The sequence below is a fragment of the Herbaspirillum sp. C7C8 genome (assembly GCF_022627875.1).
Taxonomy (GTDB): Bacteria; Pseudomonadota; Gammaproteobacteria; order Burkholderiales; family Burkholderiaceae_D; genus Herbaspirillum.
Window position 1 is genome coordinate 329,492 of record NZ_JABXGG010000001.1, and the last position, 23,488, is coordinate 352,979.

The 23,488-nt window shown below is 63.3% G+C and carries 15 protein-coding genes; 14 read left to right on the forward strand and 1 reads right to left on the reverse strand.

The genetic code is table 11. The features are described 5' to 3' along the window. The first annotated feature begins 11 nt into the window (after positions 1 to 11). The 8 genes from HWE01_RS01510 to HWE01_RS01545 all read left to right on the forward strand — a co-directional run bounded on the left by HWE01_RS01510 (position 12) and on the right by HWE01_RS01545 (position 10,496). Positions 12 to 1,586, forward strand: coding sequence for a cryptochrome/photolyase family protein (locus HWE01_RS01510; protein ID WP_241820919.1), 1,575 nt, complete (start codon positions 12 to 14; stop codon positions 1,584 to 1,586). 226 nt (positions 1,587 to 1,812) lie between these two features. Beyond that, positions 1,813 to 2,454 (forward strand): response regulator, encoded by a 642-nt coding sequence (locus tag HWE01_RS01515; RefSeq protein WP_008331625.1) that lies wholly within the window; start codon positions 1,813 to 1,815, stop codon positions 2,452 to 2,454. A gap of 29 nt (positions 2,455 to 2,483) precedes the next feature. Further along, positions 2,484 to 4,151, forward strand: coding sequence for a cache domain-containing sensor histidine kinase (locus HWE01_RS01520; protein WP_241820920.1), 1,668 nt, complete (start codon positions 2,484 to 2,486; stop codon positions 4,149 to 4,151). Between the two features lie 37 nt (positions 4,152 to 4,188). Continuing rightward, positions 4,189 to 4,563 (forward strand): Hpt domain-containing protein, encoded by a 375-nt coding sequence (locus HWE01_RS01525; protein ID WP_157174256.1) that lies wholly within the window; start codon positions 4,189 to 4,191, stop codon positions 4,561 to 4,563. 31 nt (positions 4,564 to 4,594) lie between these two features. Continuing rightward, positions 4,595 to 6,841, forward strand: a complete 2,247-nt coding sequence (locus tag HWE01_RS01530; RefSeq protein ID WP_241820921.1) for a hybrid sensor histidine kinase/response regulator — start codon at positions 4,595 to 4,597, stop codon at positions 6,839 to 6,841. A 154-nt stretch (positions 6,842 to 6,995) separates the two neighbouring features. After that, the gene (locus HWE01_RS01535) at positions 6,996 to 8,750 is read left to right on the forward strand and encodes a methyl-accepting chemotaxis protein (protein WP_241820922.1); all 1,755 of its coding nucleotides are present in this window, start codon (positions 6,996 to 6,998) and stop codon (positions 8,748 to 8,750) included. A 14-nt stretch (positions 8,751 to 8,764) separates the two neighbouring features. Continuing rightward, positions 8,765 to 9,727: a chemotaxis protein gene (locus tag HWE01_RS01540; RefSeq protein WP_008331639.1), complete on the forward strand. Its 963-nt coding sequence runs from the start codon at positions 8,765 to 8,767 to the stop codon at positions 9,725 to 9,727. 322 nt (positions 9,728 to 10,049) lie between these two features. After that, the gene (locus HWE01_RS01545; RefSeq protein ID WP_008331640.1) at positions 10,050 to 10,496 is read left to right on the forward strand and encodes a bacteriohemerythrin; all 447 of its coding nucleotides are present in this window, start codon (positions 10,050 to 10,052) and stop codon (positions 10,494 to 10,496) included. Positions 10,497 to 10,526: 30 nt separating this feature from the next. Here the strand turns inward: HWE01_RS01545 and HWE01_RS01550 are convergent, their stop codons facing one another. Then, positions 10,527 to 12,152, reverse strand: coding sequence for an EAL domain-containing protein (locus tag HWE01_RS01550; RefSeq protein ID WP_241820923.1), 1,626 nt, complete (start codon positions 12,150 to 12,152; stop codon positions 10,527 to 10,529). Between the two features lie 363 nt (positions 12,153 to 12,515). On the opposite strand from HWE01_RS01550, the gene HWE01_RS01555 reads away from it, so the two are divergent. The 6 genes from HWE01_RS01555 (at position 12,516) to HWE01_RS01580 (ending at position 23,478) form a co-directional block, all read left to right on the forward strand. Next, positions 12,516 to 14,147: a methyl-accepting chemotaxis protein gene (locus HWE01_RS01555; protein WP_241820924.1), complete on the forward strand. Its 1,632-nt coding sequence runs from the start codon at positions 12,516 to 12,518 to the stop codon at positions 14,145 to 14,147. Positions 14,148 to 14,202: 55 nt separating this feature from the next. After that, positions 14,203 to 15,567 carry a PAS domain-containing sensor histidine kinase gene (locus HWE01_RS01560; RefSeq protein ID WP_241820925.1) on the forward strand — a complete coding sequence of 455 codons (1,365 nt, stop codon included), beginning with the start codon at positions 14,203 to 14,205 and terminating at the stop codon, positions 15,565 to 15,567. Continuing rightward, positions 15,564 to 16,910, forward strand: coding sequence for a response regulator c-di-GMP phosphodiesterase, NosR family (nosR, locus tag HWE01_RS01565; protein ID WP_008331647.1), 1,347 nt, complete (start codon positions 15,564 to 15,566; stop codon positions 16,908 to 16,910). The genes HWE01_RS01560 and nosR overlap by 4 nt, the downstream gene beginning before the upstream one ends. Before the next feature lie 158 nt (positions 16,911 to 17,068). Further along, a complete protein-coding gene (locus HWE01_RS01570; protein WP_241820926.1) occupies positions 17,069 to 21,595 on the forward strand; it encodes a CHASE domain-containing protein in 4,527 nt (1,508 codons plus the stop codon). Continuing rightward, positions 21,592 to 22,566, forward strand: a complete 975-nt coding sequence (locus tag HWE01_RS01575) for a diguanylate cyclase (RefSeq protein WP_241820927.1) — start codon at positions 21,592 to 21,594, stop codon at positions 22,564 to 22,566. Before HWE01_RS01570 ends, HWE01_RS01575 begins: the two co-directional genes overlap by 4 nt. 276 nt (positions 22,567 to 22,842) lie before the next feature. Then, positions 22,843 to 23,478: a response regulator transcription factor gene (locus HWE01_RS01580; RefSeq protein WP_241820928.1), complete on the forward strand. Its 636-nt coding sequence runs from the start codon at positions 22,843 to 22,845 to the stop codon at positions 23,476 to 23,478. Positions 23,479 to 23,488: the final 10 nt, after the last annotated feature.

The window sequence follows — 23,488 nt, forward strand, 5'->3', positions numbered from 1 at the left end:
TTTTACCCGCCATGACTAAAAATTCCAACGCGCCATCGCACCCGGCATCCACCCTGCGCCTGCTCTTGGGCGACCAGTTGAATCCACAGCACTCCTGGTTCGACCAGGTCGATCCCGAGGTGGTCTACGTGCTCATGGAAGTGCGCTCCGAGACCGACTACGTGCTGCACCACGCGCAAAAGATCCTGGCCATCTTCGCCGCCATGCGGGCCTTCGGTGAGCAGTTGCGCCAGGCCGGTCATCGGGTGCGCTACATCCGGCTGGACGATCCCTGCAACCGGCAGTCGCTGGTCGATAACCTCGGTGCCCTGGCGGTCCACTACCAGGCCCGTCAGGTGCAATGGCAGGCACCGGATGAATGGCGGGTCGACCAGACGCTGCAGCAGTGGGGTCAGGCCTGGGCGAGCACGCATCAGGGCGAGATTGCCGTGTGCGACAGCGAGCATTTCCTCACCGCGCGCCACGAACTGCCGCGCCTCTTCGCCGGCCGCAAGCAGTGGTTGATGGAGCATTTCTACCGACAGATGCGACGGCGCTTCGAGCTCTTGCTCGATGGCGATGGCAAGCCCGCAGGCGGCCAATGGAATTTCGACCACGACAACCGCAAGCGCTGGCCCGGCAACCCGCCCGAACCCGCGGACTGGCGTCGGCCGCACGATCACGCGGCGCTGTGGGACATGCTGCAGGCCCAGGGTGTGCGCAGTTTCGGCAACGCCCAGGCCACGCAACTGCGCTGGCCGCTGGACCGCACCGAAGCCCTGCAACATCTGGATCACTTCATCAGCACCGTGCTGCCGCATTTCGGCGACTACGAAGACGCCATGAGCAGCCAGGCGCAGCGGCTGTTCCATTCGCTGCTCTCGTTCGCCCTCAACGTCAAGATGCTGCATCCCCTGGAAGTGGTGCGCCGCGCCGAAGAAGCCTATCGCGAAGGACGGGCGCCGCTGGCGGCAGTGGAAGGATTCATTCGCCAGATCATCGGCTGGCGTGAATATGTACGCGGCATCTACTGGTCGCAGATGCCCGGCTATGACCAGCGCAACGCCCTGGGCCATCGCCTGCCCCTGCCGGCCTGGTTCTGGAGCGGACAGACGCGCATGAACTGCCTGCGCCACGCCATCGGCCAGTCGCTGGAGACGGCCCACGCCCATCACATCCAGCGCCTGATGGTGATCGGCAACTTCGCCCTGCTGGCCGGGCTCGATCCCCGGGAGCTGCACCACTGGTATCTGGGCATCTATATCGATGCCTTCGAATGGGTGGAGCTGCCCAACACCCTGGGCATGAGCCAGTGGGCCGACGGCGGCATCATCGCCACCAAACCGTACGTGAGCAGCGCCGCCTACATTGGCCGCATGAGCGACTACTGCCAGGGCTGCGCCTACGATCCCAAGCAGAAGACCAGCGCGAATGCCTGCCCCTTCAATGCCCTCTATTGGGACTTCTTCCTGCGCCACCAGTCCACCTTCGGCAACAACCCGCGCATGGGCATGGCCTACCAGCAGCTCAGAAAAATGCAGAGCGCCGATATCGAGGCCCTGCAACAACGCGCCGCCGATCTGCGCAACCAGCTCGATACCCTCTGAGCCCCGCACCGACAGGCGCTCCCGGCGCATGGTAATGGCTGCCAAAGCCGGTAAAAGCAGGCAAAATACACAAAATCTGACGAACTCACGAAATTCTCTGCATAATGGGCCTTCAAAGCATTGCCCATGGGCAGCAGTGTTGCTTTTCGTCGAAAAACGATTATATCGAATTCAAATTCTATCTAATGAATTTGATTTATTTGTGTAAAATACCGATAATGGATTTATGAAAACCGCAAAGACAACCAGTTCCGAGGTATGCACCACGCAGGAAGCGGCGCACATCCTGGGCATCTCGGTGTCCTCCGTCCAGCAGTTGGTGGAGGCCGGCATCATCGAGGCCTGGAAGACCAAGGGCGGCCACCGCCGCATCCCGCTGGCGGCCGTGCATGCCTACAAGTCCACCCCCGGCTCGTCCTCGGGCGGCGAGGCAGGCGAACACGGACGCGCCAGCCCGGCGCCACGTGCCGGCAACGGCCGCACCGCGGTGCTGGTGATCGAGGACAACCGCCTGCAGCGCGAGCTGTATGCCAGTGCCCTCGGTTCCTGGGGCCTGCCGCTGGACCTGGTGTATTGCGACAACGGTTACAAGGCGCTGCTGGAGATCGCGCGCAGCAAACCCGACGTGGTGCTGGCCGATATCGTGATGGAAGGCATGGATGGCTACGAGGTGGTCAAGACCATCCTCCACGACCCGGAGCTCAAGGATGTGAGCATCGCCATCGTCAGCAGCCTGGACGGCGAAGAGATGGCCATGCGCGGTGGTATTCCGGCCGGGGTGGTGTTCTTCTCCAAACCGGTCAATTTTGATGAATTGCGCGGTTACATGCGGGCCTGCTGTGCCCGCAGGGAGCGCGAAACCCGCTAAGGGACCAACGAAGAAAGGCCAGCAGTGCCATGGATGACCGGAAACACCCCCCTCTGCCCCTCCGGTTCGCGCGCATCGATCTGCGCCTGGCCCTGGGCCTGTTTTCCCTGCTGCTGATCTGCGGTCTGTGGCTGGCGGCATTCAAGGAGCTCGACGCCAGCCGCGAAAACCACCTGCAAGATGCCCGCCGCGACGCCCAGTCGCTCTCGCGGCTGTTCCTCGAACACGCCTACCGCACCATCGAGGCAGCCGACCAGGCCGCCGTCTACCTGCGCTACCGCTATGCCGAGCGCGGCCAGTCGCTGGACCTGGCCACCGAGATCGCCAATGGCCTGGTGGCGCGCAATGTCTACAACCTCTTCACCGTCGTCAATGCCAAGGGCGACGTGGTGCTCTCCAGCAAACCCTTCACCCCGCTGAATCTGTCGGACCGTGAGCACGTACAGGTGCACATGCACGGGGGGGAGGACAAATTCTTCATCAGCAAGCCGGTACTGGGGCGCGTCTCGCACAAGTGGTCGCTGCAGCTGACCCGGCGCATCAACCGACCCGATGGCGGCTTTGGCGGTGTGATCGTGGTGTCCATCGATCCCCAGTATTTCACCAGCCTGTACCACCAGATCGATGTCGGCCACCATGGCGTCATCACCCTGGTCGGTGCCGATGGCGTCGTGCGCGTGCGCCGTACCGGCGACATGGATGCCATGGGTGAGCAGATCAACGGCGGCAAGGTCTATGCCGCCATGCTGGCGCAGGGCAATGGCGTGATCGATGCGGTCAGCCGCATCGATGGCCGCGAGCGCATCTATGCCTTCCGCAAGCTCAACGACTATCCGCTCTATGCCTCGGTGGGCATCGACATCGAAGAACGCCTGGCCCCCTATTATCGTGAGCGCAACCGCACCCTGACACTGGCCTCGCTGATCACGCTGGCGGTGCTGGCCTTCAATGCAGTGCTGATCTGGATGGCCGGCTCGCTGGTCAGAAGCCGCCAGGATGCCATGCAGGCCAGCCACGCCAAGTCGCGCTTCCTGGCCAACATGTCGCATGAATTCCGCACGCCGCTCAATGGCGTGCTGGGCTATTCGGATGCCCTGCGCGAGGAACTGGGCGAGTCCCCCCTGGCGCAATATGCCACGGCCATCCATGACAGCGGCAACCGCCTGCTGGAGCTGGTCGACGCCATCCTTGAAGTCACCGCCCTGGAAGACCGCCGGGTGAGCGTCCATCGCGAGCCGGAGAATATCCGCGAACTGGTCGGCCAGGCCATGGCGCGCCATTACCAGGCTGCCCAGGCCAAGGGCTTGCTGCTGGAATGCCGCATCACCGACGAGGTTCCGCAGATCATCGTGTGCGACCAGCGCAAGATGCTGCGCGTGCTGGAAAACCTGATCGGCAATGCCGTGCGCTACACCGATACCGGCCGCGTCATGGTCGAAGTCGACCGCGCCGGCAATGAGTTGGCCATTCGCATCAAGGACACCGGCATCGGCATTCCCGCCGGGCAACGCGATACCATCTTCGAGAAGTTCACCCAGGCCGACGACAGCGAACGACGCGCCAAGGACGGCGCGGGCCTCGGCCTGACCATCGCGCAACGCCTGGTGACGCTCATGGGAGGCCAACTCATGTTACAGTCCGAGCAACACCAAGGATCGACATTCAGCTTCACATTGCCGCTGCAAGAGCCGAAGTAAAACGGCCGCGACCAGATCAGGACAGAGGGGGAATACCGTGCCATTGGGCCAGTCACTGAGCCACTATCATCATATCGACCCGAGCCAGCTGCTGGAGGCCGTGGGCGGCGATGCCGCCACCGTGGCCGCGCTGGCGCGCACCTTCGTCGATAGTGCCCCGCCCATCTTCGCCCGGCTGGAGCAGGCCGCGCTGGACGGCAATGCCGAGCGCAGCCGACACGAAAGCCATAGCCTCAAGGGCATGAGCGCCATGTTCCAGGCCGATGTGCTCACGGCGCTGCTGCAGCAGACCGAGCAGGCCGCCCGCAACGGCCAGCCACCGCGCCCGGAAGAACTGGTGCAACTGCAGACCAGCTTTGCACTGGTACTGGACGAAATCGGGCGCTGCGCGCGCTCCCTCGCGCAGCCCTGACCCGCGAGGGCCAGCCAGCCCCTGCCTGCCCATGACGCCACCCACGCCCGCCCCGCCGCGCATCCGCAAGTCCGCCCTCACCCTGGGCGGGTTGCTGCTGGGGTTGCTGGCGAGCACCGTCTTCATCTCGGGCGCACTGCTGTACCGCGCCAGCCTCAACGACTGGCGCAATGACCTGGCCACGCTCTCCACGGTACTGGCCGAAAGCACCTCGCAGACCATCTCCTCGGCCCGCCTGGTCCTCGACAGCATCCAGTCCGACATCGAAGCAGCCAACGTCAGCAACGACGCCCAGCTCTACGAGCACGTCAGCAGTGCCGCGTATTCCAAGACCATGCGCGAGAAGATCCGCGGCCTGCCCTTCATCTCGGGCATCGGCATCAGCAATGCCCAGGGCCGCATCATCGGCCTGTCGCGTACCTTCCCGCCACCACCGCTGGATCTGACCGACCGCGACTATTTCCTTCATCACAGCAGGAATGCCTCGCGTGAGGATTTCCTGAGCGAAACCGTCAATTCACGGGCCGCCGGTGTGCCGACCTTCTATCTGAGCCGCCGCATCAATGACCGCCAGGGACGCATGCTGGCCATCGTGGTGGTCGCCCTGCCGTGTTCGTTCTTTGAAGATTTCTTCGCTGCCGTTACCAAGGACAAGCCCTTCTCCATCCTGCTGGCGCGCCTGGACGAGAAACCGCTGATCACCACCGCCCTGGCACACGACACCTCCGCGCAGCGCGACATCCGCCCCCTGGCCGACCTGCACGCGTCACGCCCGGCCGACAGCGACGGCAAGCAGCCCTATTACTTCATGCAGTCGCACTGGCTGGGCATTCACCGACCGGTGCGCAATGCGCCGATGTATCTGGAAATCGGCGTGACCGACAAGGTCTATTTCGGTGAATGGCTGGAATCCATGTACCCCTTGATGCTGGTAGCGGTGATCAGCCTGATCGGCCTCATCGGCGGCTTTGGCGTAGCCCTGCGTCAAGTGCAGCGGCGTGAGCAGGACGCCCAGCTGGCCTTGCAGTTGAAGGAAGAAGCCGACCATGCCAATGAAGCCAAGTCGCGCTTCCTGGCCATGGTCAGCCATGAAATCCGCACCCCCATGAATGGCATCCTGGGCTTGTCCGAATTGCTGATGGAGTCGGGGCTGTCAAACAAGCAGCGACACTATGCCGACAGCATCCACAATGCCACCGGCGGACTGGTGCGCATCATCAACGACATCCTGGATTTTTCCAAGATCGAATCGGGCAAGCTCGACCTGGAAGGCGTTGCCTTTCATCCGGCGCGGCTGGTGCGCGAGCTGGCCGAGCTGTACCGGCCCTCGATCCACAACAAGGAAGTGCAACTGGACGTGCGCATCGATTGTGACGAGGCGCTCTGCCTGGTCGGGGACCCCTCGCGCCTGAAGCAGGTGCTGGGCAACCTGCTGAGCAATGCCATCAAGTTCACCCAGGCCGGCTACGTGCGGCTGAGCATGTCGGCCCACCGTGAAGAAACCAGCCCGCAACGCTGGCGACTCTTCTTTGCCATTGCCGACAGCGGCATCGGCATTTCTCCCGAGTCCCTGGCCCAGTTGTTCCAGCCCTTCACCCAGGCCGATTCCTCGATTTCACGCCGCTTCGGTGGTACCGGGCTGGGTCTGGCCATCAGCAAGAACCTGGTGGAACTGATGGGCGGCAAGATCGCCTGCCAGAGCGTGCCGGGACAATCCACCAAGTTCAGTTTCGATATCCTCTGCCCGGAGGGCGTGGCACCGGCTGGCACCGTCAGCACCGAGCAGGGCCAGGTGCCGCCGGCCCGCCAGCCCGCCACCAGTGCGGTCGCAGCGGCGCCCGCACTGGTGGCGCAAAGCGCACCGCCCACCCCGGGCGCGGCGGCCTCCTCCGCACTCACGGGCGCCCGCATCCTGGTGGCCGAGGATACCGAGATCAACCGGCAACTGCTGCGCATCCTGCTGGCGCGGCGCGGCTGCATCCTGCAGGAAGTCGAAAACGGCCAGCTGGCCTTGGAGGCAGTGCGCAACGGCAGCTATGACCTGGTGCTCATGGACTGCATGATGCCCATCATGGACGGTTACCAGGCCACCGCCGAGATCCGCGCCTACGAACAGGCCCAGGGACGTCCGCGCACCCCCATCGTGGCGCTGACCGCCAGTGCCATCGAGGGCGACCGCCAGCGCTGCCTGGATGCCGGCATGGACGACTACCTCAGCAAGCCCTTCACCCAGGTCGGCTTGATGAATACAGTGGAAAAATGGCTGCACAAGACATGAATGCAGCAAACCTGAGTTGAATTCAGGAAATTCCCTAAGAAAATAAAACAACTGATTAAATCGATTTATTTGATTTATTTGCTGAAGCCACTTATGATGGTTCCTGAGCGCACCCCTTTATTCCTATATCGCGCCCACATCAGGAGTCGTCATCATGAAATGGTTCTACGATCTCAAAATTGCCAGCAAGCTCAACGCAGCCTTCCTGGTTGTGCTGCTGTTCATTGTCGCGCTCGGGGGCTTCTCGGTTGCGCAACTGGCCGAGGTGAACAAGGCGGCAAACGATGTGTCTGCCAACTGGCTTCCCAGCATCAATACCTTGTCCCGGATCAGCCTGGCGCTGGCCCGCTCGCGCAGCTTCGACATGCAGCAGTTGCTGACCGATGACAAGAAGGAAGAACAGGCTTCCCGCGAGCGCGCCGACAAGCAGATGGACATCCTTGCCAAGGAAATGACGCACTACGGCACGCTGGTATCGGAACCGCGCGAAAAGGAAATTTATCCGGATCTGCAGCGCAATATCGCGGCCTACCAGGATGCCCATGTGCGCATCACGAAGCTCTTCGAGCAAGGCCAGAAGCCGGCTGGTCACGATGTTCTCAATACCAGCTCCACCCCGGTCTACCGCAAGCTGCAGGACCAGATCAATGAACTGACCTCGGTCAACATCAAGGGCGCAGCCGCCTCCGAGGTGCAGGCGCGCCAGGTCTACGAGCGTGCACGGCTGGCCATCATCGGACTGATCACCAGCTGCATCGCGCTGGCCATGCTGCTGTCGTGGTGGATTGCCCGCCTGGTATCCCGTCCCCTGGTCAATGCCGTAGCCATTGCCCGCCAGGTGGCTGAAGGCGACCTGACCGCCCATATCCCGGAGAACACCGGTCGCGACGAAACCGCCCAGTTGACGGCTGCGCTCAAGCAGATGAATGACAACCTGCTCAAGATCGTCCAGGAAGTGCGTGTGGGCACCGACACCATCAGCACCGCTTCGGCCGAAATCGCTACCGGCAACATGGACCTGTCCTCCCGTACCGAACAGCAGGCCGGCGCCCTGGAAGAAACCGCCTCGGCCATGGAAGAACTGACTTCCACCGTGCGCCAGAACTCCGACAATGCCCGCCAGGCCAACCAACTGGCGGTCTCGGCCTCCGAGGTGGCCCAGGCTGGAGGCCAGGTAGTGGGCAAGGTTGTTCATACCATGGATGCCATCAATGAATCGTCGCGCAAAATCGTGGACATCATCGCGGTCATCGACGGCATTGCCTTCCAGACCAACATCCTGGCCCTGAATGCGGCCGTGGAAGCGGCCCGTGCCGGGGAACAGGGACGCGGTTTCGCGGTGGTGGCCTCGGAAGTACGTTCGCTGGCCCAGCGCAGCGCATCGGCGGCCCATGAAATCAAGGCGCTCATCGACGACTCGGTGGCCAAGGTCGACACCGGCACCAAGCTGGTCGGCGAAGCCGGCCAGACCATGGACGAGGTGGTGGCCAGCGTCAAGCGCGTCTCCGACATCGTCGCCGAGATCACCGCTGCCGGCGCCGAGCAGAGCCAGGGTATCGAACAGATCAACAATGCCGTCACGCAGATGGATGAAAATACCCAGCAGAACGCTGCCCTGGTCGAACAGGCTGCCGCGGCCGCCAAGGCCTTGCAGGAACAGGCGGCACGCCTGAGCCAGACGGTCGGCGTGTTCCGCTTGGATGACAGGCACGTGGCGGCATCTGTACAAGCCGCCCCAGTCCGGCCTGCCCGGGCGGCCAGCGCCCCGCGTGACATTACCCCGGCACGTCCGGCAGTGGCTGCGCCACGCGCCAGGAACATCGCCCAGCCTGCGCCTGCCGCCCGTCCCGGTGCCCAGGCCAGGAGCCAGCATGACAGCGCCGACAACGGCGACTGGGAACAATTCTGATCCTTGAGGACGATATGGACGCCTTCCAAAAAGAAATCGACGAACGTACCAACCTGACCTCCAGCAACAAGTTCGAACTGCTGCTGTTCCGCCTCGGCACCCCGGACGGCAGCACCGACAAGCCGGGCGAGCTGTATGGCATCAATGTCTTCAAGATCCGCGAGATCGTGCCCATGATGGACATCACCGCTGCGGCCGGCATGCGCTCCCCGATGCTGGGCATGGTCAACATCCGCGGCCAGGTGATGTCGGTGGTGGACCTGCCGGCGGTGGCCGGATGCAAGCCGGGGCATGGCTTCAACATCCTGCTCATCACCGAGTTCGCCCGCCATACCCAGGCCTTCGCGGTGGAATCGGTAGAGGAAATCGTGCGCCTGGACTGGAGCCAGGTCCTGCCGGCTGACTCCCATGCTTCCGGCAGCGTGGTCACCAGCATCGCCCGCCTCGACTCGGCCCAGGATGGCGGTCGCCTGGTGCAGGTGCTGGACGTGGAGCAGATCCTCAACATGATCTCGCCGGTCAAGGAACAGATCGAGCCGGTCCCGGCCGGCAGCAATGAACTGAAGATCAAGCCGGGCTCGGTCGTGCTGGCCGCTGACGATTCACGCATGGCACGCGCCCTCATCGAGCAGTGCCTGACCGATCTCAAGCTGCCCTACGTGATGACCACCGACGGCGTGCAAGCCTGGAAGAAACTCCAGGAGCTGGCCCGCCAAGCCGAACAGGAAGGCAAACCGCTCACCGACAAGGTCGCCATGGTGCTGACCGACCTCGAGATGCCGGAGATGGATGGCTTCACCCTGACCCGCAAGATCAAGGCTTCGGACCTCTACAAGCAACTGCCGGTGGTGATCCATTCTTCACTGACCGGTGCCGCCAACGAAGACCATGTGCGTTCGGTGGGCGCCAATGGTTACGTCGCCAAGTTTTCCCCGCCTGAACTGGCAGCAATGCTGCGCAAGGTGCTGCCCCCCTGACGGCACCTACTGCAGAGCCAGGAACGGCGCTTTTTACAAGCGCACGGCCGACGCCCGGTCGGCCGGCAAGACCCGCCCCACTCCACCCCTGACGGTGCCGTGGGGCTTTTTCATGGAGATCGCGGGCGCGCGTGGCCGTGCGCGCCGAGCCACCCCGAACTCCCGACCAATCCTGATCGGCTTGAGCTATCTCAAATTATTTCGAGACCAGACTTCTAGAATCGGACATGAACATCCCTGTGGCAGGTCGTGCGTCTGCCGCTGCCGTGGATGTCTGCGTTGCGACCCGCGTGCGGTCGCGCCCTGCCTCAGGAGGCTGGTCATGGTTCCCTCTGCCGATCGTGTCGTATCCCTCGCCCCGAGCGGCGACAACCCGCCGCTGGCGCAACGCATCCCGGCCCTGCTGGCCGAGATGGATGCCGAACATCGCGAAGTGCTGGAGAGCGTGGCCGCCCTGGCGGTGGTACCGCCCACGCAGTTCGCCGCAGCCTATGGCGCACTGGTGGCGCAGATCGAACAGGGATTCCGGGAAGAAGAAAAGATGATGGACGCCATCGGCTACAGCGAGATCCGCGCCCATCGCCGCGACCACGCCGAGCTGCTGGCGCTGCTGCACCGTCTGCGGCCCTATTTGGAGGACGGCAACGCGCCGCTGGCCGATATTGTCATGGGCATGATCCCGGCCATGCTGGTACGGCACATGGCGGGCATGGACCAGGCGCTGGCACTGGCCTTGCGCATGCAGGGCGGCGCAGCGGAGCGGCACTGAGCCAGCATTGCGCCGGCGACGGCGTGCGACTCAGGCGCTCAGTGCGGTGGAAGTGGCAGCCTGGGGCCCGCGGATGAGCTCAGGCCCGCTGCCGTAATCGGCCAGCGTGGCCCGGTAGAAATCAATGAAATCGGCCGCCGGCAAGGGCTGGGCAAACAGCCAGCCCTGGGCGAAGTCGACCCCGTGCTCGCTCAGGTAGGCGGCCTGTTCCAGGGTTTCCACGCCCTCGGCGACGATGTAGAGATGCAGGCTCTTGGCCATGGCGATGATGTGATCGATCACCGCACTGGTGGCCGCACCGGTGCCTATGGTGCTGACGAAGGACTTGTCGATCTTGAGCGCATCCATGGGCAGGCCCTGCAAATACTGCAGGTTCGAATAGCCGGTGCCGAAATCATCGAGCGCCATCGAATGCCCCAACTCACGCGCCCGCGCCAGCGTCACCCGGGCCGAGGCGATATCCATGCAGCCGCGTTCGGTGGCTTCCATCCACAACTGTTCGGTACGGATATCGGTACCGGCCAGCATCTGGCTGACCACATCGATGATGCGACCGGTCTTGATATCCTGGGCGGCGACATTGACGGCCACGTGCAGGGCGCGGTCGGCGCGCAGGGTATCGCCCAGCTCGGCCAGCACGGCCGCGATGACCTGGTCGGTCATGGGCAGGATCAGACCGCTCTCCTCGGCCAGCGGCACGAACAAGTCGGGCCGCACGATGCTGCCGTCCGGGCGACGCCAGCGAATCAGTGCTTCGGCGCCAACGCAGCGCCCGGTGGCCAGCTCGATGATGGGCTGGTAGAAAACGATGAATTCACGCTTGCGCACGGCCAGTTGCAGTTCCGCCAGCGGCGACAGGCGCGCCTGCGACACGCGCAGCACCAGCAGCACCAGGACCAGCCCCAGCAGCACGCCAGCGGGCAGGAACCACTGCTGCTCTCCCGTCATGGCCTCCAGTACCTGCTGTCCATCGATGATGGCCGCAGCGGTCCAGCCATCGCGACTGACGGTGGAGACAAAGAACCCGTCGAAATCCTGGGTACCCAGACCACCCAGCGCCCGCCCTGCCATGCCCGCCGACAACGGCACGCCGTACTGCGCCACCAGCCCGAAGCCATTGCGCGCCAGCACCACATGCACGCCATCTTCCAGGACCACATCGACGAAGCGTTCACGCTGCACCAGGGCCACATGGGCTCCGTACTGGATGGCCATCATGCTGGGGCCGTCGGTGACAAAGGACGGCTGTTCCAGCGCCACACCGATGCCGTCACGGGTCGTGAACTGCGGCTCAGGCTGGGCCCGCCGCAGCGCCTGACCACGCCGGTCCCAGGAAGTGCACTTGAGCTGGCCGTATTCGTAATAACCCATTTCCTCGATGGTGCCGGAATGGACGGCAATGAGCCGCATCTGGGCAATGTGTTCATCCGAACAGGGAAAGAGCAGCAGCGGCGAGAGCGATTTCAGGGAGCGCTGGGCGTTCTGGAAGGTGGCTTCGGCGCGCTCCACGACGGTCTCGGCGTAGCGCGTCAGGCGCTCATGCTCGGACTGGATCACCGCCTGGCGCGACAGCCACAGCATGCCGATCACCGGCACCGTCGCGGCCACGACGGTGGCGATGATGGTCAGCAGCACCACCTTGTTCTTGTTGCTCACGTCTGCCCCCCCCTTGCGCCGCGCCTTGGCGACGGCCCGTACGAATCGACTATTCCATGTCCATGCTCATCATTAGACCTCGAACAAACAATTAAATCAATTTAATCATTTTATAAAATGGTGAAGCGTTTTTGCAACGGCTGGGAGCGGTCCATTCGCAGCGTCGCCAAAATTGAATTTAATACCTATAAATCAATGACTTACAAAAAAACTTCAGCATCCCCTCAAGACTTTTCGTAATGACAACTTAGTTGGAGGCCCGCAACAAATTCATTATATATTCCCGTAGAGAATCGATTTTTTAGTGATTTCAATGAATTTATGCTTTAATGATTCCATCAATCAATTTTTCAGGGACCGATCATGCGCCTCAACCTACCCGTCACTCAACAAGAGCGCGAGATCGACGCCCACGCCTCCATCGTCTCCAAGACCGATATCAAGGGCCGCATCACCTATGTCAACCCGACCTTCATCGACATCAGCGGCTTTACGGAAGAAGAGCTGATTGGCGCCCCGCAGAACATCGTGCGCCATCCGGACATGCCGGAGCTGGCCTTTGCCGACCTGTGGAGCACCCTCAAGGCGGGCCTGCCCTGGACCGGGCTGGTCAAGAACCGCTGCAAGAACGGTGACTTCTACTGGGTCAAGGCCAATGTCACGCCGATCTGGGAACGCGGCGTGTGCACCGGCTACATGTCGGTGCGCACCAAGCCCAGCCGCACCGAGATCGCCGCCGCCGACCAGGCCTACCAGGAGCTGAAGAAGGAAAGCACCCGCATCGCGGTCCATCGCGGCGAAGTCGTACCCACCGGTCTGCGCGGCAAGCTGCGCCAGGTGTCGCAGGTTTCACTGAAGGCCCGGCTGGACCTCGGCCTGGCCACGGCCGCCGCGGGTGTAGGCGCGCTGGCTTTCCTGAACGGCCAGTGCAGCAGCCACGCCAGCAGCCTCCCGACACTGGTGACCACCGGCATTGCCCTGACCAGCCTGGCCTTGCTGCGCATGACGCTGGCCAAACGTATCTTCACCCCCTTGCGTCGGGCGGTAGCGCAAGCGCGCCGGGTGGCTGGCGGCGATCTGTCGGCCACCGATCTCCAGGCGCGCCGCGATGAAATGGGCGCGCTGCTGCAAGCCATGGAACAGATGCGCGTCAACCTGGTGGCCTCGGTCGGTGACGTGCGCCGCAGCGGCCTGCACATTGCCCAGGCCACCGGGGAGATCGCACGCGGCAACATGGACTTGTCGGCCCGTACTGAATCCCAGGCCAGCAGCCTGGAAGAAACCGCCGCCAGCATGGAAGAGCTGGCCTCCACCGTGACCCAGAACAGCGAGAACGCGCGCCAGGCCAACCACCTGGTGGAGCAAGCGCTGGCCACCACGCGCAGTGGCGAAGCTTCCATCAACCACATCAATGACACCATGGATGCGATCCACAAGAGCGCCGAGCAGATCAAGCAGATCACCGGACTGATCGACGGCATCGCCTTCCAGACCAACATCCTGGCCTTGAACGCCGCCGTGGAAGCCGCCCGCGCCGGTGAGCAGGGACGCGGTTTCGCAGTGGTGGCCGGCGAGGTACGCAACCTGGCGCAACGTTCGACCCAGGCCACCAAGGAGATCAAGCTGCTCATCGAGGCATCTTCGCAGCGGGTCGGCTCGGGCGTGAAACTGGCTGGTGAGATCCGCGACACCATGGGCGGCATCATGCGCTCGGTCACGCAAGCGGCCACCGCCGTGGCCGAGATCACCGCAGCCTCGGGGGAACAGCAGACCGGCATCCACCAGGTCAACGAAGCCGTAGTGCTGATGGATGAAGTGACCCAGCGCAATGCGGCGCTGGTGGAAGAGGCCGCCGCCGCAGCCGGCAGCCTGGAAGAATCGACCCGGCAAATGATCCAGGCCATCAGCGTATTCAACCTGGAAGGCATGCCGGCCCAGTCTATCCCGATGCGCTCACCAGAGGCCAAGCGCGTGGCGCTGCTGCGCGCGGCCTGACCAGCGGGGCGCGGCTCCCGCCCTTGACCGGGGAGCCATCGCTGAGGAGGCGAACATGGGACACAGCGAAGCATTGATGGCCGAAGAGTGCGCCAGCCCGCGTACCCATACCGATGACGCGCCCGACACCCGCGCCCTGGTCAAGGCCAATGCACGGTATCGCCACATCATCGGCAACACCCCGGCCATCATCTACAGCAGCGTACCCTCGGGCGACTTCCAGCTCACCTTCGTCAGCGAAAACGCCACCCGCCTGCTGGGCTACGATCCGGAGGAAATGCTGGACGATCCCAACTTCTGGTTCAACCACATCCACCCCGATGACACCGCCGCGATCTTCTCCAGCCTGGCCATGCTCTTCGTGGAAGACCAGAAGATCTATGAATACCGTTTCCGCGCCAGCGATGGCAGCTACCTGTGGATGCACGATACGCTGCGTCTGATCCGGGATGCCGAAGGCACTCCCCTGGAAGTGATCGGACTGATGACCGACATCACCGGCCGCAAGCAGCTCGAAGACACCCTGCAACGCCAGGCCGAAGAACAGCGTGCCCTGATCGAGCAGCTCAGGATGGCCCAGGCCCAGCTGATGCAGTCGGAGAAGCTGGCCTCCATCGGCCAGCTTGCGGCCGGTGTGGCGCACGAGATCAACAACCCGATCGGCTTCGTCAACGCCAATCTCAATACCCTGGGCAACTACGTAGCCACGCTGCTGGAGGGCATCAAACTCTACCAGTGCGTCGCCGGCGGCACGCTGCCCACCAGCGTGGCGCAATCCGAACTGCAGGCCTACGAGGCACGCGCCGACCTGCAATTCCTCAGCGAAGACGTCACCGAACTGCTGGCCGAATCCAACGAGGGCCTGCAGCGGGTCAAGAACATCGTGCAGTCACTCAAGGATTTCTCGCGCACCGGCGAAAGCAACTGGCAGATGGCCGACCTGCATCACGGGCTGGACAGCACCCTCAACATCGCCAACAACGAACTGAAGTACAAGGTCACCATCATCAAGCAATACGGCGAACTGCCCATGGTCAAGTGCCTGGCCTCGGAACTGAACCAGGTCTTCATGAACCTGCTGGTCAATGCAGCTCAGGCCATCACCGAACGTGGCAGCGTGACCATCCGCACCGAACGCCGGGGCGAGCGCGCCATCGTCAGCATCAGCGATACCGGCCACGGCATCGCGCCCGAACACATCAACCGCATCTTCGAACCTTTCTTCACCACCAAGCCGGTCGGCAGCGGGACCGGGCTTGGATTGTCGCTGTCCTACGGCATCATCAAGAAGCACGGCGGCGATATTCATGTCAGCAGTGAACCGGGCCAAGGCACCACCTTCCGGATCGAATTGCCCATCGATCCCGCCAGCGCCCAGCCGGCCAGCAAGGCCACGGGCGAACCAGGAGAAGCATCATGACCGCCATCCACAGCCAGGAACTCCAGACCCTGCAACAAGCCGATCCGTTCGCCCTGCCACCGCCCTGCGTACTGCTGGTGGACGATGAACAGAGCATCCTGTCGGCCCTCAAACGCAGCTTCCGGCCTCTGGGCTATCGCCTGTTGACGGCCACCAGTGCCGAGGCCGGGCTGGACATCCTGGCCAGCGCCGAAGTTGATCTGGTGATCTCCGACATGCGCATGCCGGGCATGAATGGTGCCCAGTTCCTGGCCCAGGTCAAGCAACAGTGGCCGGCCACCATGCGCATCCTGCTGACCGGTTATTCCGAGATCGGCAGCACCATTTCGGCCATCAATGATGGCGGCATCCACCACTACCTCTCCAAGCCCTGGGAAGACCGCGAACTGCTCATGACGGTCGCCCATGCGCTGGAAGAACAGCAACTGCGCAAGCAGAAAATGGCACTGGAACGCAAGGTGCGCGAACAGAATCTGCAACTGGCCGATTTCACCCGCCAGCTGGAACGCCAGGTCCAGGCCCGCACCGAGGAACTGCGCCAGACCGTGCTGTTCCTGGAGAGTGCCCAGGAGGAAGAACAGAAAGCCTTCCTCAGCATGCTGCACGTCTTCTCCGACATCAGCGAACTGCGCGCCGGACTGGCCAATGGTCAGTCGGCGCGCATCGCCCGCTGGTGCGAACAGCTGGCCATGCGCATGGGCATGACCAGCCTGCATGCCAGGCACACCATGATGGCCGGCATGCTGCACGGCATCGGCAAGCTGGACCTCTCCGATGAGCTGGTAAGAAAGCCCATCGAAAAGATGAGCAGCGACGAGTTGCAGCGTTTCCTCTGGCATCCGGTCAAGGGCCAGATGCTGCTCACCCCCATCCCGACCCTGGCCGAGAGCGGCGAGATCATCCGCCATCAGCACGAACGCTACGATGGCCGTGGCGTACCGGAAAGCCTCTCGGGCGACGCCATCCCGCTGGGCTCGCGCATCCTGGCGGTGGTGCGCGACTTCGAGGGTCTGTGCAATGGCGGCATCACCAGCCACAACGTCAGCCCGGAGAAGGCCCTGACCATGCTGCGCGCCCACGCCGGCCATCGCTACGACCCGCTGGTGGTCGAGACCTTCATCGCCATGATGGAAGAACAACGCCTGGCCCTGGAACAGCAGACCCGCCTGCTGGCGCCGCAAGACCTGCGCGTGGGCATGAAGCTGGCCGAGGACCTGCGCACCCGCTCCGGCGTCCTGCTGCTCAACAAGGAGCACGTACTGGACGAAGCCATCCTGGCGCGTCTGCGGCGCTTCGAGCAGATCGACGAGATGCCGCTGAAGGCGCGCATCCTGTTGCACTGAGGCAAATACGTATTGGGGTCAGCCTGCCCTGCGCCGGCTGACCCGGGAATTTCCTGATTGCCAGCCCGACCCGGGACTGTTGCAATCGGCAGGACAGGGCGCTGGGCGCCCGTTCGCGTTGGGGGACGCGAGGCTGTTCCACCATAACAATATTGATCATGACCAGAATCACGAGAAATACCTGCCTGTTCCTGCTCGTCGCCTTCAGCCTGCTGCTGGCGGGCGTGGCCGGCCTGTCGCAACTCAACCAGAAGGAAGTACAGGCCAGTCTGGCACTGGACAGCCGCTGGATCCGCGACGACATCGAATCCCTGTTGCGCCGCTACGAACACGGCCTGCGCGGTACCCGTGGCGCCATCCTGGCCATCGGCGCGGATGAACTGAGCCGCGAGAAACTGTTGCGCTACATGGACAGCCGCGATCTGGCCCAGGAGTTCCCCTGGGCGGGCGGCTTCGGCTTCATCCGTCATGTGCCGCTGGCCGCGCTGCCGGCTTATGAGAAGAAGGTACGCCAGGAGCAGATGCTGTTTTCCAGCATCACCGAGCTCACCCACAATCCCGGTGAACGCTACGTCATCGAATACATCGAGCCCATCGTTCCCAATCGGCAAGCCCTGGGTCTGGACATCGCCTCCTCGCCCGAACGCCGCTCGGCCGCCGACCACGCCATGCTGACCGGCCGCGCCGAACTGACCACGCCGATCAGCCTGGTACAGAAGCAAGGCACTGCCGCCAATGCCTATCTTTTCCTGCTGCCCATCTATGCCGGCTCGGTCACTCCGCCGACCATGGAGCAGCGTCGGGAAAAAATCATCGGCTGGGCCTACGCACCGCTGTCGGTACACGACATCCTGTCCGAACTGAGCCGGCGCTGGAACGTCCATTCGCTGCAGATCCGTGTGGAGGACGTGGCCAGCGACGCACCTGCGGTCGAACTGTTCCGCAGCGGCGGATTCGACCAGATCGATGGCGCCGTCACCCTCGATACCGCCCTGCCGCTCTATGGCCGCGCCTGGAAACTGGCGATCCGCGCCGCCCCTGAATACACCCAGGCGCACCAGTTCATCAGCGACCGCGCCATGTTGCTCTCCTGCGGTACGCTGACCATGCTGATCCTGGCCATCGCGCTGGCCTATCAGGTCTTTTCCACCCGCGAAGGCAAATTGCAGGAAGCGCGCGCACTGCTGGCCGCCGTGGTGGACAGTTCGCCCGACGCCATCGTCACTACCGATGCCCATGGACTGATCACGTCCTGGAACCGGGGTGCCACCGATACTCTGGGCCTTTCGGAGGATCGGGCACTGGGCACGGCCCTGTCCGCGCACGCAACGCTGCGCGAACTGGACCAGCGCAGCAACGCCCGGCAGCCGGGGACAGGTTTCAGTCCCGCCCCCGGTCAGCAGGAGGAGCCACACGTGGTCAGCTTGCAGGGGGAGGCGTTGCGCTATGCCTCGGCGCTGATGTTCCCGCTGCGCGACCGTGCCGGGCAACAGATCGGCAAGGCCTTCATGCTGCGCGACATCACGCGCGAGAAACGCATCGAACGCCAGCTGCACCGCATCAACGAAGAACTGGAACTGACTGTGCAGCAGCGTACCCATGCGCTGCACCAGGCCAAGACCATGCTGCAGACCGTGCTCAACGTGATGCCCTCGCTGGTTGGCTACTGGGACAAGCATCTCATCAACCGTTTCGCCAACGCCTCCTACGAGCGAGTGTTCGGACGGGCACATGGTGAAATCACCGGCATGTACATGCTGGACCTGGTAGGAACGGAGCTCTACGAAAGTGCCCTGCCCTACATCGATGCCGTGCTGGCCGGCGAAAAACAGATCTTCGAGCGCACCTTCACCCATGCCGTCAACGGCTACAAGCACGTCCTGACCACCTACATCCCCGACATCACCGAAGCCGGGGATGTAATCGGCTTCTACGTCGTGGCCCATGATGTGACCGAGATCACCCACAACCGCAACCAGCTCAGCGATGCACTGGCCCAGAACCAGTCCCTGCTGGACCAGGTACAGCAGGCCAATGCCCTGCTCAACAACGTGCTCAGCTCGGCCACCGGTGTGGCCATCATCGCCACCGCACCGGATGGCGTGATCACTCTCTTCAATCGCGGCGCTGAACGCATGCTGGGCTATCCGGCCGAGGAAGTGATCGGTCAGATGAAGGAAGAAGCCTTCTCGGGCCGTCTCAACAGTCCGGCCACCGGCGCCCAGGCAACGGCGCAAGAGAAGGCCGTGAGCGACTTGCGTTATCGTCGCAAGGATGGCGTGACTCTGCCCGTCACGCGTCAGCAGACTTCCATGCTGGACCACCGCCAGCGCCATATCGGCGATCTCTACATCGCCATGGACATGAGCCTGCAACGCCAGCAGGAAGCCGAACTGGCGGCCGCGCGCGACCAGTTGATGCTGGCTGCGGAAGTGGCCAAGCTGGGCGTGTGGGTGTGGGACCGCCACAGTGATACGCTGGAATTCAACCGCCAGATCGCCGAGATCTACGGTATCGGCGATGGTCGCAGCGGCCACGTCACCACCTATGACGGCTGGCGCCGTCGCGTGCATCCCGACGATGTCGGCTATGTAGAAGCAGCCCTGCAGGCGGCGCTGGCCGGTACCGGAGAATTCGAACCGGTGTTTCGGGTGCAGCGCGAGGACGGCAGCATCCGCTTCGTGCAGGCTCGGGCGCACGTGGACCGCAACGGCATGGGCGCGCCGGTACGGGTGATCGGCATCAACCTGGACATCACCCAGCGCATCGAGTTCGAAAACAACCTGGTCGAGGCGCGTCTGAAGGCCGAGCAGGCCAGTTCGGCCAAGAGCCTGTTCCTGGCCAGCGTCAGTCATGAAATCCGCACCCCCATGAACGGCGTGCTGGGCATGATCCAGCTGCTGCAACGGACACAGCCGCAACCGGCCCAGCGCGACTACCTGAACAAGGCCGAAATCTCGGCACGGTCGCTGCTCAATCTGCTCAATGACCTGCTGGATTTTTCCAAGATGGATGCCCGCCAGGTACTGCTGGAACTGCAGGCCTTCTCGCTGGAAAAACTGCATCACGATCTCGCCGCGATCCTGGCGGGCAGCCCGCCCCAGGAAGGCGTGAGTCTGCACATCGCACTGGACGGCGAGCTGCCGCAACGCGTGGTGGGCGATGTCTACCGCCTGCAGCAGGTGCTGGTCAACCTGATCAGCAATGCGCTCAAGTTCACCCATCTGGGACGAGTCGACGTACAGCTGACGCGCCTGCCGGGCAGCAACGCGCAGCAGCTGATGTTGCGAGTAGAAGTGTGCGACACCGGCATCGGCATCGCCCCGGAACGCCTGCAGGACATCTTCGATGCCTTCACCCAGGCCGAGGCCTCCACCACCCGCCGCTATGGGGGCACCGGCCTGGGTCTGGCCATCAGCCGCCATCTGGTGCAGCTCATGGGCGGACAGTTGCAGGTGAGCAGCGAACCGGGACGCGGCAGCCGCTTCTGGTTCGACCTGCCGATGCAGATCGAAGATGCCACGCCGCTGTCGCAGGCGCGCGCGGACCAGGCCAGCCCGCATGCCGATTCCCCAGCCGTGCGCGAGGGCGCACGCGAACTGGAAGGCGTGCACATCCTGCTGGTGGAAGACAATGCCGTCAACCGTCAGGTCGCCAGCGGTCTGCTGTCGCTATGCGGCGCGCACATCACCAGCGCCGAGAACGGTAGCACCGGCGTAGCCCTGGCCAGCGATCCCGAGCGCCATTTCGACCTGATTCTGATGGATCTGCAGATGCCCGGTATCGACGGCATCGAAGCCACCCGGCGCATCCGTCGCCAGCAGGACCTGCGCCATATCCCCATCCTCGCCATGACCGCCAATGCCTCGCCGGAAGATCGCCGCCGCTGCATCGATGCCGGCATGGCCGGCCACATTGCCAAACCCATCGACGTCAGTACACTGGTCCCTACCCTGCTGTCGCACCTGCAGCACGATCGCCCCGCCGCCCCGCAAGAACGCGCACCGACCGAGACCAGCGCCGTCTCCCTGCCCGCCGACCGCCAGCAGGTCGAGCAGCACGCCGACGTGATGCGGCGCTTCCGTCAGGCCAGCGACGTCTACCGTACCACGCTGGATGCCGCCGGAGCGGAACTGGAGCGGCTGTTCACGCAATATGAGGCGGCGCTGACGCAGGTCTCGGCAGTAGACATCGGCCAGAGCAGTCATGCCTTCAAGGGTCTGTGCGCCACCATCGGCGCCAGCGGCCTGGCCGCGTATTTCGCCGACATCGAGAACGCATGTCGCGCTGCACGGGAAGAGTCGCCCGATGCCCTTTTCACTGCCCGTGCAGCGGGCTGGCATGAACAACAGGGCGCAGTGCGGCGCGATGCCGGCGTAGTCCTGCAGCAACTGGCCGTACAGGCACTGCAAGGGGTGCGCGATCCATCGCCGGCGGGGCTGCCGCTGGCCGATGCAGAAGAGCTGCCGGCCTCGACAAAGGCGACCGATTTTCCTGACAGGCAGCAGCTGCACGCCTTGTTAGCGTCGAGCAACCTTGAAGCGCTGGATCTGGCCGAAGCCATCGGCAAGCGCCATGGGCTGATGCGACAACCCTACTACCAGCAGTTGTGGGAACTGATCGAGAAACTCGATTTCCCGGCGGCCCTGGCCCATCTCGATCATCACTTCGGAGAATCCACTTGAAACGCATCCTGGAAGAACTCTCGTCCCTGCGCGGCAGCCGCCCGCGCGTACTGCTGTGCGACGACCAGCCCATCAACATCCGCCTGGCCAATGCCCTGCTCAAGGGCGATTACGAGATCTTCATGGCTACCAGCGGTGTGCAGGCCATCGAGCTGAGCGAGAAGGTCGTACCGGACCTGATCCTGATGGACGTGAACATGCCAGGACTGAACGGCTATGAGACCTGCGAACGGCTCAAGCAGAACACCGTCACGCTGGGCATCCCCGTGATCTTCCTGACCGGACTGAAAAGCGAGGAAGATGAGGTCAAGGGCTTCGATGCCGGCGGCGTGGACTTCATCAGCAAGCCCATCAACGGCACCGTGCTCAAGGCACGCGTACTGACGCACCTGACGCTGAAGCTGCAATCGGATTTCTATCGCAACATTGCCGTCACCGATTCGCTCACGGGCCTGTTCAACCGTCGCAAGTTCGACAGCGAGCTGGCCGAGAAATGGGAGCTGTGCAAGCGCTCCGGCCAAGCCATGTCACTCTTGATGATCGACATCGATTACTTCAAGAAATACAACGACCACTACGGTCATCAGGCTGGCGACCAATGCCTGGCCGAAGTGGCGCACGCCATCCGCAGCAACTTCCACCGCAGCTACGATTGCGTGGCACGCTATGGCGGCGAGGAGTTCGCCTGCATCCTGCCCATGGCCGGTCTCGATCAGGCCATGAAGCTGGCACGCGACGTCTGCGACGCCGTGGCCCGGCTGCATCTGCCCCATGCCAGGTCGGAGATCGGTCAATACGTCAGCTTGAGCATCGGGGTGGCCTCGGTGGATGCGCCAGGCCACAGCAGCAGCCCCGCCTCGCTGATCGCCCTGGCCGACCAGAACCTGTATCAGGCCAAGGCACACGGACGAGCACAGGTATACGGGCAGACAGTGAGCCGGACCGACACGGCACCCGTCCCCGCAAGTTGAAGCCAGCCACGGCAGGAACACCTCCCCACACGTCTGCGAACAGGCCGCTGCACGCTGCACCGCAGCTGCATCTCGAAAAATAACGAGGAAATATTCGAATAAATTTGAACTCACTGGCCTGAATTTCAGCCAGCGTCGACTATTTTCGACATCCCGGTAAAACTGCGTTTTTCTTCCCGCATGTCCTTGTCCCCAGGAAAGCAGTCTGCCTGACGAGGGAGCGGTGAAGCCCATTAGACCCGTTCGATGCGTCCGTATCGGTCAAGGAAGAAAAACATGACAACTGCACATCTCGCTCACATCGTCGGTGGTGAAGACTCTCTGGGTGGCCCGCTGGTCCGCCTGCTGGAGGCCGCCGGATTCCACGTCGCCCACCATTCCTCGGCGGCCCAGTTCCTGCAGCACACGACCGGCAGCGCCCCTGGCGGGCTGGTGCTGGAAGTCCACATGCAGAATCTCGACGCGCGGCGCCTGCGTTCTCTGCTGGATGAACGTGAACTGGGCCGGCCCCTGATCGTCATCACCGGCCATACCGCCGCCAATGCACCGGAGGAGATGTACAGCGGGCACCACGATGCCGGCCCGCGCCCCCTCCCCGGCGCGGCCAGTGAGCATGGCGCGCAGCCCATGGTGCGGCAGCAGCTGGTGGAAGCTTTCCGGGGTGCGCTCATGCCCTTCGATGAATCCGGTCCGCAGATGCAGCAGCGGCAGGAACATCATGCACGCCTGAAGACCCTCACCCGGCGCGAACGCGAAGTGCTGGAACGTCTGGTCAAGGGAAGGTTGAACAAGCAGATCGCCGCCGAACTGGGCACCTCGGAACGCACCGTCAAGGCCCATCGCCAGCAGGTCATGCGCAAGATGAATGCCGACTCGCTGGCCGCGCTGGTGGCGGCCATGACGCGCTACTGAAGGCGCCTGC

Coding starts and splice junctions, on each gene's coding strand:
- HWE01_RS01510 (WP_241820919.1), top strand. CDS start 12: ATGACTAAAAATTCCAACGCGCCATCGCACCCGGCATCCACCCTGCGC.
- HWE01_RS01515 (WP_008331625.1), top strand. CDS start 1,813: ATGAAAACCGCAAAGACAACCAGTTCCGAGGTATGCACCACGCAGGAA.
- HWE01_RS01520 (WP_241820920.1), top strand. CDS start 2,484: ATGGATGACCGGAAACACCCCCCTCTGCCCCTCCGGTTCGCGCGCATC.
- HWE01_RS01530 (WP_241820921.1), top strand. CDS start 4,595: ATGACGCCACCCACGCCCGCCCCGCCGCGCATCCGCAAGTCCGCCCTC.
- HWE01_RS01535 (WP_241820922.1), top strand. CDS start 6,996: ATGAAATGGTTCTACGATCTCAAAATTGCCAGCAAGCTCAACGCAGCC.
- HWE01_RS01540 (WP_008331639.1), top strand. CDS start 8,765: ATGGACGCCTTCCAAAAAGAAATCGACGAACGTACCAACCTGACCTCC.
- HWE01_RS01545 (WP_008331640.1), top strand. CDS start 10,050: ATGGTTCCCTCTGCCGATCGTGTCGTATCCCTCGCCCCGAGCGGCGAC.
- HWE01_RS01555 (WP_241820924.1), top strand. CDS start 12,516: ATGCGCCTCAACCTACCCGTCACTCAACAAGAGCGCGAGATCGACGCC.
- HWE01_RS01560 (WP_241820925.1), top strand. CDS start 14,203: ATGGGACACAGCGAAGCATTGATGGCCGAAGAGTGCGCCAGCCCGCGT.
- nosR (WP_008331647.1), top strand. CDS start 15,564: ATGACCGCCATCCACAGCCAGGAACTCCAGACCCTGCAACAAGCCGAT.
- HWE01_RS01570 (WP_241820926.1), top strand. CDS start 17,069: ATGACCAGAATCACGAGAAATACCTGCCTGTTCCTGCTCGTCGCCTTC.
- HWE01_RS01580 (WP_241820928.1), top strand. CDS start 22,843: ATGACAACTGCACATCTCGCTCACATCGTCGGTGGTGAAGACTCTCTG.